This window comes from Caballeronia arvi (assembly GCF_001544695.2).
In the GTDB taxonomy this organism is placed as follows: Bacteria; Pseudomonadota; Gammaproteobacteria; order Burkholderiales; family Burkholderiaceae; genus Caballeronia; species Caballeronia arvi.
Window position 1 is genome coordinate 66,927 of record NZ_FCOM02000005.1, and the last position, 13,483, is coordinate 80,409.

Annotated in this window: 13 protein-coding genes; all 13 read right to left on the reverse strand. The window is 61.2% G+C overall.

The features are described from left to right. Positions 1-2: 2 nt before the first annotated feature. Positions 3-473: a F0F1 ATP synthase subunit B gene (locus tag AWB74_RS07975; protein WP_061146244.1), complete on the reverse strand. Its 471-nt coding sequence runs from the start codon at positions 471-473 to the stop codon at positions 3-5. A 135-nt stretch (positions 474-608) separates the two neighbouring features. Further along, positions 609-878, reverse strand: a complete 270-nt coding sequence (atpE, locus tag AWB74_RS07980; protein ID WP_007180033.1) for a F0F1 ATP synthase subunit C — start codon at positions 876-878, stop codon at positions 609-611. A gap of 88 nt (positions 879-966) precedes the next feature. Beyond that, positions 967-1,818, reverse strand: a complete 852-nt coding sequence (atpB, locus tag AWB74_RS07985; RefSeq protein WP_061146245.1) for a F0F1 ATP synthase subunit A — start codon at positions 1,816-1,818, stop codon at positions 967-969. Positions 1,819-1,994: 176 nt separating this feature from the next. Next, the gene (locus AWB74_RS07990; RefSeq protein WP_087038892.1) at positions 1,995-2,540 is read right to left on the reverse strand and encodes an ATP synthase subunit I; all 546 of its coding nucleotides are present in this window, start codon (positions 2,538-2,540) and stop codon (positions 1,995-1,997) included. Positions 2,541-2,751: 211 nt separating this feature from the next. Further along, positions 2,752-3,888 carry an SLC13 family permease gene (locus AWB74_RS07995; protein WP_061146247.1) on the reverse strand — a complete coding sequence of 379 codons (1,137 nt, stop codon included), beginning with the start codon at positions 3,886-3,888 and terminating at the stop codon, positions 2,752-2,754. Positions 3,889-3,900: 12 nt separating this feature from the next. Beyond that, on the reverse strand, positions 3,901-4,803 hold the full coding sequence (locus tag AWB74_RS08000) for a ParB/RepB/Spo0J family partition protein (RefSeq protein WP_061146248.1): 903 nt from the start codon (positions 4,801-4,803) through the stop codon (positions 3,901-3,903). Between the two features lie 45 nt (positions 4,804-4,848). Beyond that, positions 4,849-5,628 (reverse strand): ParA family protein, encoded by a 780-nt coding sequence (locus AWB74_RS08005; RefSeq protein ID WP_061146249.1) that lies wholly within the window; start codon positions 5,626-5,628, stop codon positions 4,849-4,851. A gap of 76 nt (positions 5,629-5,704) precedes the next feature. Next, positions 5,705-6,370 carry a 16S rRNA (guanine(527)-N(7))-methyltransferase RsmG gene (gene rsmG / locus AWB74_RS08010; protein WP_061146250.1) on the reverse strand — a complete coding sequence of 222 codons (666 nt, stop codon included), beginning with the start codon at positions 6,368-6,370 and terminating at the stop codon, positions 5,705-5,707. Next, the gene (gene mnmG / locus AWB74_RS08015; RefSeq protein ID WP_061146251.1) at positions 6,367-8,331 is read right to left on the reverse strand and encodes a tRNA uridine-5-carboxymethylaminomethyl(34) synthesis enzyme MnmG; all 1,965 of its coding nucleotides are present in this window, start codon (positions 8,329-8,331) and stop codon (positions 6,367-6,369) included. The genes rsmG and mnmG overlap by 4 nt, the downstream gene beginning before the upstream one ends. A 158-nt stretch (positions 8,332-8,489) precedes the next feature. After that, on the reverse strand, positions 8,490-9,257 hold the full coding sequence (locus AWB74_RS08020; RefSeq protein WP_061146252.1) for an ABC transporter ATP-binding protein: 768 nt from the start codon (positions 9,255-9,257) through the stop codon (positions 8,490-8,492). Further along, a complete protein-coding gene (locus tag AWB74_RS08025) occupies positions 9,257-11,029 on the reverse strand; it encodes a branched-chain amino acid ABC transporter ATP-binding protein/permease (protein WP_061146253.1) in 1,773 nt (590 codons plus the stop codon). The genes AWB74_RS08020 and AWB74_RS08025 overlap by 1 nt, the downstream gene beginning before the upstream one ends. Positions 11,030-11,033: 4 nt before the next feature. Beyond that, positions 11,034-12,089, reverse strand: a complete 1,056-nt coding sequence (locus AWB74_RS08030; RefSeq protein WP_061146254.1) for a branched-chain amino acid ABC transporter permease — start codon at positions 12,087-12,089, stop codon at positions 11,034-11,036. A 99-nt stretch (positions 12,090-12,188) separates the two neighbouring features. Beyond that, complete coding sequence (locus AWB74_RS08035; protein ID WP_061146255.1) at positions 12,189-13,361, reverse strand: ABC transporter substrate-binding protein; 1,173 nt, start codon at positions 13,359-13,361, stop codon at positions 12,189-12,191. Positions 13,362-13,483 lie beyond the last annotated feature (122 nt).

Here is a 13,483-nt window from a genome sequence, read left to right on the forward strand (position 1 = left end):
GATCAGAGCTCGGTTTTGAGTTGATTCAGCAGAGCGGCGTGAGCCTTCTGATCGACTTCGCGCTTCAGAATCTGCTCGGCGCCTTTGACAGCCAGCGCCGCGACTTCCGAACGCAGCGATTCGCGAGCCTTCACGATCTGCTGGTCGGCGTCGGCCTTGGCCTGCGCGACGATGCGCGCGGCTTCGGCTTGCGCGTTGGCCTTGATTTCTTCTGCGACTGCGGCAGCGCGCTTTTCAGCGTCGGCGATACGTTGCTGGCCGTCGTTACGTGCTTGGGCGAGCTCCTGGTCGACGCGCTTGTGCGCTGCTTCGAGTTCCGCTTTGCCCTTGTCGGCGGCGGCGAGGCCGTCGGCAATCTTTTTCGAGCGCTCGTCGAGGGCGTTGATCAACGGCGGCCACACGAACTTCATCGTGAACCACGCGAGGATCAGAAACACGACCATTTGCGCAAACAGGGTTGCGTTGAGATTCACGGTGTTTCCTTAAACGTTGCTTGGTCGGAGGTGAAACGGTTAAAAGGCGCTCATCGGCTTGTTGAGCTCGATCAGCGCCTCACCCGTTCCGTTCAGCGTCCTGTCAAAAGATCAGGCGCAAACTTCCGAGGAACCTCAGCCTGCGAGCTTCGAGAGCAGCGGGTTCGCGAACGCAAACAGCATTGCCACACCAACGCCGATCAGGAACGCCGCGTCGATCAGACCAGCCAGCAGGAACATCTTGGTCTGCAGCGGGTTCATCAGTTCCGGCTGGCGGGCGCATGCTTCAATGTACTTGCCGCCCATCAGACCGATACCGATACAGGCGCCGATTGCACCCAGGCCGATGATGATGCCGATACCGATGGCGGTCAGACCTTGGATGTTGGCGATGAAAGCTTGCATGATCACTCCTTTGATTAAAGACTTTGGAACTGGATTTATAAAAAACGAAAACTTGAAACTCGAACGATTCCGGAACTACCGCGAGGCGTCAGTGCGAGTCATGCGCCTGGCCGAGGTACACCAGCGTCAGCATCATGAAAATGAACGCCTGCAGCAGCACGATCAGAATGTGGAAGATCGCCCAAACCGTACCCGCGACGATATGGCCGATGAAACCGAGCACCGATGTGTCCGCACCGAACGTCCACATGCTGCCCAGAAGGGCGATGAGGAGGAACAGCAGTTCGCCTGCGTACATGTTGCCGAAAAGCCGCATGCCGAGCGAAACCGTCTTGGCGACGAACTCGATGATATTCAGCGCGAGGTTCGGAATCCACAGGAGCGGATGCGCGCCGAACGGAGCGGACAGCAGTTCATGCACGAAGCCGCCGGCGCCCTTGATCTTGAAGTTGTAGTAGATCATCAGCACGAACACGCCGAGCGCGATGCCGATGGTGCCGTTCAGGTCGGCGGTCGGCACGATGCGATGATGCGGGAGCACGTTTTCGAGACCCAGCCAGCCGATGATGCGCGGCGGCAGATCGACAGGGATGAAGTCGAGCGAGTTCATCAGGGCGACCCAGACGAACACGGTCAGTGCGAGCGGAGCGATGAAGCGGCGGCTGCCGTGGATCATCGACTTCGACTGGTCTTCGACCATCTCGACCAGCATTTCGATAGCGCACTGGAAACGGCCGGGCACACCGGACGTCGCCTTGCGTGCAGCAAGACCGAGAATGAAAATGGTGAGGACGCCGCACACGATCGACCAGAACAGCGTGTCGAGATTCCAGACGTGGATATCGAAGATCGACGTCTGTGCGTGCGTGGAAAGATTCTGCAAGTGGTGCGCAATGTACTCGGACGGATCCAGAGCGTGCGTTCCTTCGCTAGCTGCCATATCGTTAAAGCCACCCAAATTGTCAAAAATCTTTCGCCGCCTGCACGTCCGAGCCGGCGCTTCGCGCTGCAGCTCCGGACCGCGCGGCCCGCGTGCGGAACATGATCCGCACCTGTTCATTCGTGATGCTACTTACAACCCGTGCTGCAGGCACTTACCTGGGACGTCAAGAATTGTCACCGCAGCGCCATTGCAACCCAGTAAGTCTTCAGGGCGACGATGTACGTAACGAGGAGCGGCAGCCACAACGCGCTCTTGTACCAGTACGCGACCGCCACGAACATAGCAATCGTCGCTCCCATCTTGAGCGCCTCGCCGATCATCCAGCTCATGATCGTCTCTGCGCCGCTCTTCGCCTTCAGACGCGCGGCGAACAAAGCGCTCGGCACCCAGCAGATTGCGCCCCCCAGGAACGCGGACAGCGCAGCATCGCCCGGCGGCTTGTAGAACAGCCACCACAGTAGCGTCGCACCCAGGGACAAAACCATTTGCGCTGCCACTACCCGATACGGCGTGACACGCGATGGACGACTCACCTCAGGGCCAAACAGCTTCTCTGCCTGATCCCGCGTGAGCGGAACGATATTGTTATCTTGCGCTTCGGCGTCCCACGATTCGCTCGACGAACTGCGCGGCTGATTTCCGGAGGCCTTCGCGTTGCCGGTTGCGTGAGCGTCCGGCGCTCGATTTTCCTCTCGCACCGTCTTCAAACCTTCAACCAAAAGTCCGGGGAAATCACCTTGCGCTTTCGCGGCGCTTTCGAGGTGGCCTAGCTGATAAATCCGGGCGATTGTAAGCGATTGTTGTCACGGATTCAATAGTTTAGGTGTGTCAAAAGCCAAGCGGACGAACCTTAAAAAATGGTCTCGAAAGCGAGACTTTTCTTGCAATTGCAAGGAGATTCTCAGTTGATACCCGAGGCTTGGCGGGACGTCAGACGAGCGCCCAACCGATGATCATCGCCACGATCCAGAACGGGATGGACACGATGTGGAACGGCATCCACATGCCCTTTTCACCCGACAGCCGCACTGCGATCAGATTGGCCAGCGAACCGATCGCCAGGCCGAAACCGCCGACGCTCACGCCGAACGCGAGCGCGCGCCAATCCTTGGAGAACTCCGCGAGGACGATCGCCGCCGGCACGTTGCTGATCCCTTGCGAAAGCACCGCTCCGGCCGCGTACGCGCGCACCGCAGAGCCGATGCCGAGATGCGCGATCGTCGAGTGGATCGACGGCAACGCGGCGGCGCTGCGCAACACGATGAACATCATCACGAAGACGAGCAGCAGCAGCCAGTCGATCTTGAACACGACTTCGCGACGCCACAGCAGGAACACCAGCGCAAGCGCGGCGAGCGCGGGTCCGGCGTGATGTGCATCGGCGAGCGCGACGAATACCGCGAAAGCAAGGACGCTCACGCCACACAACACGCGATCGACGCGATGCTCTTCGACATCGCCCGATAGGTCGAGCGGCGCGGCGCGGAACATCGCGAACGTCACGAGCCCGAGCAGCGCCATCAATGCGGCGCACAGCGGCAACAGCGCCCATACGAAGGCGGGAAACCCGACGCCGCCCGTCTGCCATAGAAAGAGGTTCTGCGGATTGCCAAGCGGCGTCAGGATGGAGCCCGCGTTGACCGCTAACGCGATCACGATGACTAGCCGCTTGATCGGCAGCGGCGCGAGTTTGTGCAGCGATAGCGCGAGCGGCACGACGGCAAAGAGCGCGACATCGTTGGTGAGCACCGTCGACAGCCCCGCTGCCAGCGCGACGAGGAGAAGCGCGAGCGTGCGTTCGCCATGAATGTGATGCACGAGCCGATGCGCGGCCCACATCAGGAATCCTGATAATTCGATCGCCTTGGTCAGGATCAGCAACCCGGCGAGCGTGAGCACCGTTTGCCAGTCGACGAGACCAGGCAGCGACATCCACGGCCGCGGATGCGCGATCTGCAGCACGATCAGCGCGACGACGAGAATCGCGAGAACCGGCTCTTTGGAGACGGCTCGCCACAGTCGCGCGAACAACTCGGTCCGCGCGCGATTGATGTTGTATTCGGACAAGTGATGCGCAGGTCAGGCCGTGGGCGTCGGTGTCTCGATGCTGCCGCGCAGCTTCGTCAGGATGCCTTCGAGCGCGTCGAGATTGCCAAAATCGATCAACACCTTGCCGCGCCCTCTTCCGCCGAGCTTTATCTTCACGTTCGCGGCGAGCAGGTCCGACAGTTCTTCTTCGAGTCGGCGCGTATCGCGGCCACCGTCGTTCGCGACGCGCGCCTTGGTCGCGGGCGCTTCCTTGGTCGTCGCGGCGACGAGCCGTTCGGTTTCACGCACCGACAGGCGGCGATTCACGACGTGGTTGGCGAGCTGGATCTGCGTCGCCGCATCGACGGCCAGCAGCGCGCGCGCGTGGCCCATATCGAGATCGCCGGCGAGCAGCATCGTTTGCACGGGCATCGCGAGGTTCAAAAGGCGCAGCAGGTTCGATACCGCGCTGCGCGAGCGTCCGACCGACTCGGCCGCCTGTTCGTGCGTGAAGCTGAATTCGTCGAGCAGACGCTGAATGCCCTGCGCCTCTTCCAGCGGGTTCAGATCCTCGCGCTGGATATTTTCGATCAGCGCCATCGCGGCCGCGGCCTGATCTGGCACGTTTTTCACGAGCACCGGTACTTCATCGAGTCCGGCGATGCGAGCGGCCCGGAAACGTCGCTCGCCCGCGATGATTTCGTAGTGGTCATCGCCGACCGATCGCACGAGGATCGGCTGCATCAGACCTTGCGCGCGGATGCTCGCGGCGAGTTCCTGAAGCGCGCCTTCGTCCATGCGAGTACGCGGCTGGTACTTGCCTGCCTGCAATTTATCGAGCGACAGCACCGATGGCATGCCTTCGCCGCGCACGGCTTCCGTAATGTCGACGCTGCCGCCGAGCAACGCATCCAGACCACGGCCCAGACCCTTCTTCTTCATTACAGCGCTCATTTCGGTTCCTCCGTCGGCGTTCTCTGCCGCATCGAATGGGTTGGCTTAGCTGACCTCGAGCGCGCGCACACGCTCCATCATTTCAGTGCCGAATTGGATGTAAGCCTGCGCACCGCGCGACGACTTGTCGAACACGACGCCCGGCAGCCCGTAGCTCGGCGCCTCGGCAAGGCGCACGTTGCGGGGAATGACGACGTCGAACAGCTTGCTGCCGAAGTGTTCCTTCAGTTGATCCGACACCTGTTGCTGCAAGGTGATTCGCGGATCGAACATCACGCGCAACAGACCGATGACCTTCAGATCGCGATTCAGATTCGCGTGGACCTGTTTGATGGTGTTCACCAGATCCGACAGGCCCTCGAGCGCGAAGTACTCGCACTGCATCGGAATGACGACGCCATGCGCCGCGCACAGGGCGTTGAGGGTCAGCAGCGAGAGCGCAGGTGGGCAATCGATCAGAACGAAGTCATAGTCATCGACTACCTCGGCGATCGCAGTGCGGAGAATCCGCTCGCGATGTTCCATCTCCACGAGTTCGACCTCGGCGCCCGCGAGTTCGCGATTCGCCGGGAGCACATCGTATTCGACGGCCGATGGGCGCACGCGCGCCTCGCGCAGCGTGACGCCATCGACGAGCACTTCGTAGACGGTGTTCTCGCACGCCGACTTGTCGATGCCGCTGCCCATCGTCGCGTTACCTTGGGGGTCCAGGTCGATCAGCAGCACGCGCTGGCCGAGCCCCGCGAGGCTCGCCGCGAGATTGACCGCTGTCGTGGTCTTTCCAACGCCGCCCTTCTGATTTGCGACGCAGAAGATTTTTGCCATCGTTTAGTGTCCTCGTTATCTCGCTGTCAGAAGATCAGCGTACCCGGATGCCGGATGAAAACCGTACGGCGGACCGTCAAACTGGCGCAACGGCAATCTCGACGAGATGCCGCTCGGCGTCGAGCATCGGCACCATCAGACGCTCGATGCCAAGCACCGTCGCGCCGGCCGGCAGGCGCGCGGCTTCGGTGTCGGGCTTTACGCCCTTCATCGCCAGAATCCGTCCATCGTTCGAAACCAGATGACGCGAAAGTGTAACGAAATCGGAGAGCTCTGCGAACGCGCGCGACACGATTACATCGAATTTTTCCGGGACATCAATGCCCGGACGCAAATTTTCGACACGACCCGTCACAACAGACAGATTGCTTAGACCTAACTGCACTTTCGCCTGCGACTGGAATGCCGTTTTCTTGTGAACGATATCGTTCAACGTGACACTCAATTCCGGCAGAACGATAGCCAGGACGATGCCAGGCAACCCGCCTCCCGAGCCGACATCCAGCGCAGTCTTCGGCTTTCGCGCCGACACCGCCGGCACGATTGCGAGCGAATCCAGAATGTGCTGGATCACCATCTGCCGGGGATCGCGGATCGCCGTCAGGTTGTAGACGCCGTTCCACTTCCCGAGCAGCGCCACATAATCGAGCAACTTTTGCGTCTGCGAGCCCGTCAGCGCAAGACCGAGTTCGGCGACGCCCTCATCGAGCGTCGTCGCCAGGGATTGATTGCGCTCCGTCATTGAACCGCCGTCGTGTTGCCGGTCGCGGAATCATCGCCGGTCGAATTGCGGCCGCGACGACCTGCACCGCGTTTCAGATGAACCATTAGCAGCGAGATCGCTGCCGGCGTGATCCCCGAGATGCGTGACGCTTGCCCTATCGTTTCAGGGCGATGCTGGATCAGCTTCTGCCGTGCCTCGAAGGACAAGCCGCGAACGTCGTTGTAGTCGAGGCCCTCGGGCAGGCGCGTGTTTTCCTGTGCGCCATTTCGCTCGATTTCGTCCGCTTGTCGGTCGATATAGCCCTGATACTTCACACCGATCTCGATTTGTTCCGTGATTTGCGCCAACAGAACGGGATCTTCCGCGAGCGGCGCGTCGGGACCGCACGCGCCCTCGCGCAGTGCACAGATTCCATCGTACGAAACCCCCGGGCGTCGCAAGAGATCGGCCAAACTATATTCGTGGTCGATGGGCTTGCCCAGCAACGCAGTCGCCTCTTCGGCGGGCAGCGTCTTCGGATTCACCCAGGTCGAGCGGAGCCGCTGTGTTTCACGTGAAACAGCATCGCGCTTGCGGCTGAACGCGTCCCAACGCACGTCATCGACGACACCCAGCTCGCGCCCGATCTCAGTCAGACGCATATCCGCATTGTCTTCACGCAGCGAAAGACGATACTCGGCGCGGCTCGTGAACATCCGATAGGGTTCCGACACGCCACGCGTCACCAGATCGTCGACGAGCACGCCCAAATATGCCTGATCCCGACGCGGCGACCACGCGTCCTTTCCTTGAACCTGCAAACTCGCGTTGATACCCGCGAGCAGGCCTTGGGCAGCCGCTTCTTCGTAGCCTGTCGTACCGTTGATCTGCCCGGCAAAGAACAGACCGTTGATCGCCTTTGTCTCTAGCGACGCCTTGAGCGCACGCGGGTCGAAGTAGTCATACTCGATTGCATAGCCAGGACGAAGGATGTGCGCGTGCTCGAGACCCCGCATCGAGCGGACAAGTTCGAGCTGGACATCGAACGGAAGGCTCGTGGAGATGCCGTTCGGATAGAACTCATTCGTTGTCAGCCCTTCCGGCTCGAGGAAGATCTGATGCGCGTCCTTCGATGCAAAACGATGAATCTTGTCCTCGATCGACGGGCAATATCGCGGCCCAACGCCCTCGATCACGCCCGTGTACATGGGCGAACGGTCCAGCCCCGAGCGGATGATGTCGTGCGTCTGCGCGTTCGTATGCGTGACCCAGCACGGCATCTGACGCGGATGCTGCTCCACTCGTCCAAGAAACGAGAACACCGGAATCGGATCGAGATCGCCCGGCTGTTCTTCGAGTTTCGAGAAGTCGATCGTGCGGCCATCGATTCGCGGCGGCGTGCCTGTCTTGAGCCGGCCTTGGGGAAGCTTCAATTCCTTCAAGCGCGCAGACAGCGACACCGCGGCCGGATCGCCCGCGCGTCCACCGACGTAATTATTCAGGCCGACGTGAATCTTGCCGTCCAAGAAAGTGCCCGCCGTAAGGACGACGGCGCGCGCCCGAAAACGCAGACCAACCTGCGTTACCGCGCCAACGACGCGATCGCCTTCGACCATCAGGTCATCGACGGCTTGCTGGAACAGCCACAAATTCGGCTGATTCTCCAGCCGATGACGAATGGCCTGCTTGTACAGCAGCCGGTCCGCCTGCGCGCGCGTAGCCCGCACGGCCGGCCCTTTCGAGGAATTGAGAATGCGGAACTGGATGCCCGACTCGTCGGTAGCGGCGGCCATTGCCCCGCCGAGCGCGTCAACTTCTTTGACGAGATGGCCCTTGCCGATTCCGCCGATCGACGGATTGCAGCTCATCTGGCCCAACGTCTCGATGTTGTGGGTCAAAAGTAGCGTTCTGCAGCCCATCCGCGCGGAGGCAAGCGCGGCCTCAGTGCCCGCGTGACCGCCGCCGACGACGATCACATCAAATTCTGTGGGATAAAACATTGGAGATTTCGTGCACGAACGACACGAACCTGAAGAGAGAATAGCTTTGAATTATAACGGTTTCTTCTCTGTCTCGAATTCGACCGATTGGCTAATGGCGAAAAAAATGGCGTGTTTCACGTGAAACACGCCATCGTCTGAGCCGGTCCGCGCCTCGTTTAAGCGCTTTTCTTCGTCAGACCAAGATAGGTTTCGATGACTTGCGGGTTATGTTGGAGTGCGTCGGCATTGCCTTCCAGAGCGAACTCTCCCGTTTCGAGCACGTAGCCGTAATCGGAAATCTGCAACGCGGCACGCGCGTTCTGCTCAATCAGCAGCGTGGCGACGCCCGTCTGACGAAGCGCGCTGATGATGTGAAAAATCTCCTTCACGATCAGCGGCGCGAGACCGAGGCTCGGTTCATCGAGCATGAGCAACTGCGGCTTGCCCATCAACGCACGGCCAACGGCGAGCATCTGACGCTCCCCGCCAGAGAGCGTGCCGGCCGCCTGCTTCCATCGCTCCTTCAGCCGAGGGAACAACTCGAAGACGTGATCGAGTTGATCGAGGAAATTGCGTTCCCCTGCTCTCTTTCGCCGATATGCGCCGAGCACGAGATTGTCCTCGACCGCCATCGTCGAGAACAATTCGCGCTTCTCCGGTACGAGGCACATTCCACGTGAGACGCGACGTTCAATCGCCAGCGCGGAGACATCCTCGCCGAGATAGCGCACGAGGCCCTTTGCGTGTCCCGTCTGCGGTAATGCTCCCATGATCGCGTTGAGCAGGGTCGACTTACCCGCACCGTTCGGCCCGATCACCGAGACGATTTGCCCTGCTCCGACCGTCAGTTTTCCGTCGTGCAGCGCTTCAACCTTCCCGTAGCGCACCGACAAGCCTTGCACCTGCAAGATCGGCTCTCGCACAGCATTCGATTCGTTCGCCATCATTCCACCCCGCCCAGATATGCCTCGAGAACCGCCGGATCTTTCTGGACGTCCGTTGGCAATCCTTCCGCGATCTTCGTGCCAAACTCCATCACGACGAGCCGATCCGTGAGGTTCATCACGAAATCCATGTCGTGCTCGACCAACAAAATGCTCATGCCCTCCGCGCGCAGCTTCCGCAGCAAATCGGCGAGCTGCACCTTTTCCTGATAGCGCAGACCTGCGGCCGGTTCGTCGAGCAGCAGCAAAGTCGGATCGCAGCACAGCGCACGGGCAATTTCGAGAATCCGCTGCTGACCGAGCGCGAGACTGCCGGCCTCGCTGTAGATGTGCTTTTCCAGGCCGACGCGTGCGATCTGCTTCGCCGCCTCCGCCATCAACCGCGCTTCCTCCGGCGCGTTCAAGCGGGCAATGCTCCGCCAGACACCCGTAGTGCCACGCAAATGCGCGCCGATCGCGACGTTCTCCAGCACAGTCATACCGGGGAGCATTTTGACGTGCTGGAACGTGCGCCCAATGCCACGCTTCACGATTTCACGTGAAGTGAGCTTCTCGATGCGCTCGCCGTGGAAACTGATCGCGCCACTGGTCGCCTGGAGCACGCCGGTCACGAGATTGAACGTCGTCGACTTGCCCGCGCCGTTCGGCCCGATTAGTCCGATGATCTCGCCCGCTTTCACGTCGAAACTTACGTCGTTCACCGCGACGAGTCCGCCGAACTGTTTACGCGCCTTCTCGACAACGAGCAGGCGCTCACCCGCCGCAGGTTTGCTGCGCTGCGGCAAAGCCTCGCTGTGATTCGATACATGAGCACGCGGCCCACGCGGGAAAATCCGTGCGACGAACGGCCACACGCCCTGCCGCGCGTATTGGAGCAGGAGCACCATCAAGACACCGAAAACGATAATCTCAAAATTGCCGTTCGCACCGAGCAGCTTCGGCAACAGCGTCTGCAGATAGTCCTGAAGCACGGTGAGAATCGTTGCGCCGAGAATCGCGCCCCAGACATGCGAAACTCCGCCGACCACCGCCATGAACAGGAACTCGATGCCGTGATTGAGACCGAAAGGCGTCGGATTCACCGCGCGCTGCAAGTGCGCATACAAAAAGCCCGAAATCGCCGCCAGAACCGCTGCATAGATGAAGATGACCACGCGCATCCAGGCGGTGTTGACGCCCATCGCTTCGGCCATCGTGCCGCCGCCACGCAGCGCGCGAATCGCACGCCCCGGCCGACTGTTAAGCAGGTTTTGAACAGACACTACGGCGAGCAGCACAACGACCCAGATCAGGTAGTAGATGCTGCGGCCCGACTCGAGCTCCCAGCCGAACAGATTGAGCACAGGAATGCCGTTGATGCCGTCGTACTTGCCGAGCAGTTCCATGTTGCCGAACAGGTAGAACAGCGACAGCCCCCACGCGATCGTCCCGAGCGGCAGGAAGTGCCCGGAGAGACGCATTGTGATGAGCCCGAGCAAGAGCGCAATGAACGCCGTCAACACGACGCCAGCGATCAACGCAAGCCACGGCGAGACACCGTAGCGCGTCGTCAGGAAGGCTGTCGCATAAGCGCCTACGCCAACGAACGCGGCCTGTCCGAAGCTCGTCATGCCGCCGATGCCCGTCAGCAGCACGAGCCCGATCGCGACGATCGAATAGAGGCCGATGTAGTTCAGCAGCGTGATCCAGTACTCGGGCACGGCGACCGGCCCCGGCAGCACGGGCAGCGCGAAGACGACCAGCAGGAAGATCCAGAAAGAACGGAATTTCATCGGCTTACTCCTCGTCTTCATCCGAATGCGGGCTTGCGAGACTTCGCCACAGCAAGACCGGAATGATCAGGGTGAAGACGATCACCTCCTTATATGCGCTCGCCCAGAACGACGAATACGATTCGAGCAACCCGACCAGCAGCGATCCTGCCGCCGCCAGCGGATAGCTCACCAGACCACCGACGATGGCCCCCACGAACCCCTTCAGACCGATCAGGAAGCCCGAGTCGTAGTAGATGGTCGTGATCGGCGCCACGAGCACGCCGCACAGCGCGCCGAGGCCGGCAGCGAGCGTGAACGCGAGACGCCCCGCCTGCGTCGTGCCGATGCCAACCAGCCGCGCACCCAGCCGGTTCACCGACGTCGCACGCAACGCCTTTCCGGAAATGGAGCGATCGAAGTAGAAGTACAGCGCGACGATCAGCACGACAGCCGTGCCGACGACCCACAGGCTCTGCCCCGAGATCGACACATCGCCGAGATTGAAGGTGGCGTCGGAGAACGCGGTCGTGCGCGAGCCTTCCGCGCCGAACATGACGAGCCCGAGGCCGACCATCGCGAAGTGCACCGCTACCGCGACGATCAGGAGCAAAAGCGTGCTCGCCTCCGCGATCGGCTCATACGCGAGCCGATAGACGAACGGTCCCATCGGCACGACGATCAGCAGCGTCAGCGCGATTTGCGCAATCATCGGCAAGGGCTGCGCGGCAACCGCCTGCGTAATGCCCCAGACTGCGACAGGAAAGAGAAGATACTTGCCCGCAAGCACCGCGAGCAATCGGCCGATCTGGTGATATCGCGCGGGATGGCGCACGATGCCTGCCAATTCGGCGACGAAGCAGCCCACGCCCATCGCGATGAGCAGATAGCAGGTCGCCGGCAGTTTCTGCGTTTGCAACGCGGCCAGCGTGAGCGCGCCGTACGCAACGAACTCGCCCTGCGGAATGAAAATAACGCGTGTCACGGAGAACACGAGCACCAGAGCGAGTGCGAGCAAGGCGTAGATCGCACCCGTGGTGATCCCGTCCTGCGCGAGGATCGCCGCAATCGATAAGTCCATACTTCCTCTTCGAAGCTTCGGTGAAACATGGTCAAACGGCGCGCCGTTGCCGGTGCGCCGTTTGTCTTGAAAATAAGGCGAGAAAGCGTCGTGCGATGATCAGTCGTTCAACAGCTTCCACTTGCCATCGACGATCTGCACCATCACGCGCGCGCGAGTGTCGAAGCCGTTGTGATCGTTCGGCGTCGTGTTCATGATGCCGTGCGACACCGGCAGATCCTTCAGGTTTTCCAGCGCGGCGCGCAGCGCCTCGCGGAACTCCGGCGTGCCCGGCTGGCCCTTCTTGAGCGCCTCGGGAATCGCCCGCTGAAGCATCTGGCCCGCGTCCCACGCGTGGCCGCCGAAGGTCGAGAGCGAACCCGCGCCGAACGCCTTTTCATACGCGTCCTTGTATGCCGCCGACGATTTCTTCACCGGATTGCTCTCCGGCAACTGCTCTGTCACGAGCACCGGACCCGCGGGCAGGATCTCGCCCTCGCAATCCTTGCCGCAGACCCGCAGGAAGTCGTTATTCGCGACGCCGTGCGTCTGATACACCTTGCCCTTGTAGCCGCGCTCCTTCAGCGCCTTCGCCGGCAGCGCGGACGGCGTGCCCGCACCCGCGATCAGCACCGCGTCCGGATTCGCGCCCATCGTCTTCAACACCTGACCGGTCACGGACGTGTCCGTGCGGTTATAGCGTTCGTTCGTGACGATCTTCAGCTTGTGCGCGTTCGCGGCCGCGTTGAAGACGTTGTACCAGCCGTCGCCGTAGGCATCCGCGAAGCCGATGAAGCCCACCGTCTTCACGCCGTGCTTCTCCATGTAGCTCGCGATCGCATCGGCCATCAGCGCGTCGTTCTGCGGCGTCTTGAAGACCCACGCCTTTTTCGCGTCCATCGGCGAGATGATCGCGGCCGATGCAGCCATCGAGATCATCGGCGTCTTGCCGGCGGCGGCCGGATCGATCATCGCGAGCGAGTTGGGCGTGACCGTCGAACCGACGATCGCATCGACATGATCTTCATCGATCAGCTTGCGCGTGTTCTGCACGGCGCGGCTCGTGTCCGAGCCGTCATCGAGCACGATCCATTCGACCGACTTCCCGCCGATTTCCTTCGGCAACAGCGTGACGGTATTTTTCTCGGGAATCCCGAGCGATGCCGCCGGCCCCGTCGCCGAGAGCGTCACGCCGATCTTCACTTGCGCGAACGCCGCGCCCGCGCCTGCGAACATGCTGCCCGCGACGGCGAGCGCGATGCCCGTCCTGATCCATGCCTTCTTCGTTTTCATTGCTTGTCTCCAAACGCGACTTGCCTGTTTTGCCAACACGCACCCGTGCGGTGCGCTGCTGCGAGCTGTTATCGATGCGCGCCCCCGAAGCCAGATCGAAAGGCCGCCCCAATCTATGTACC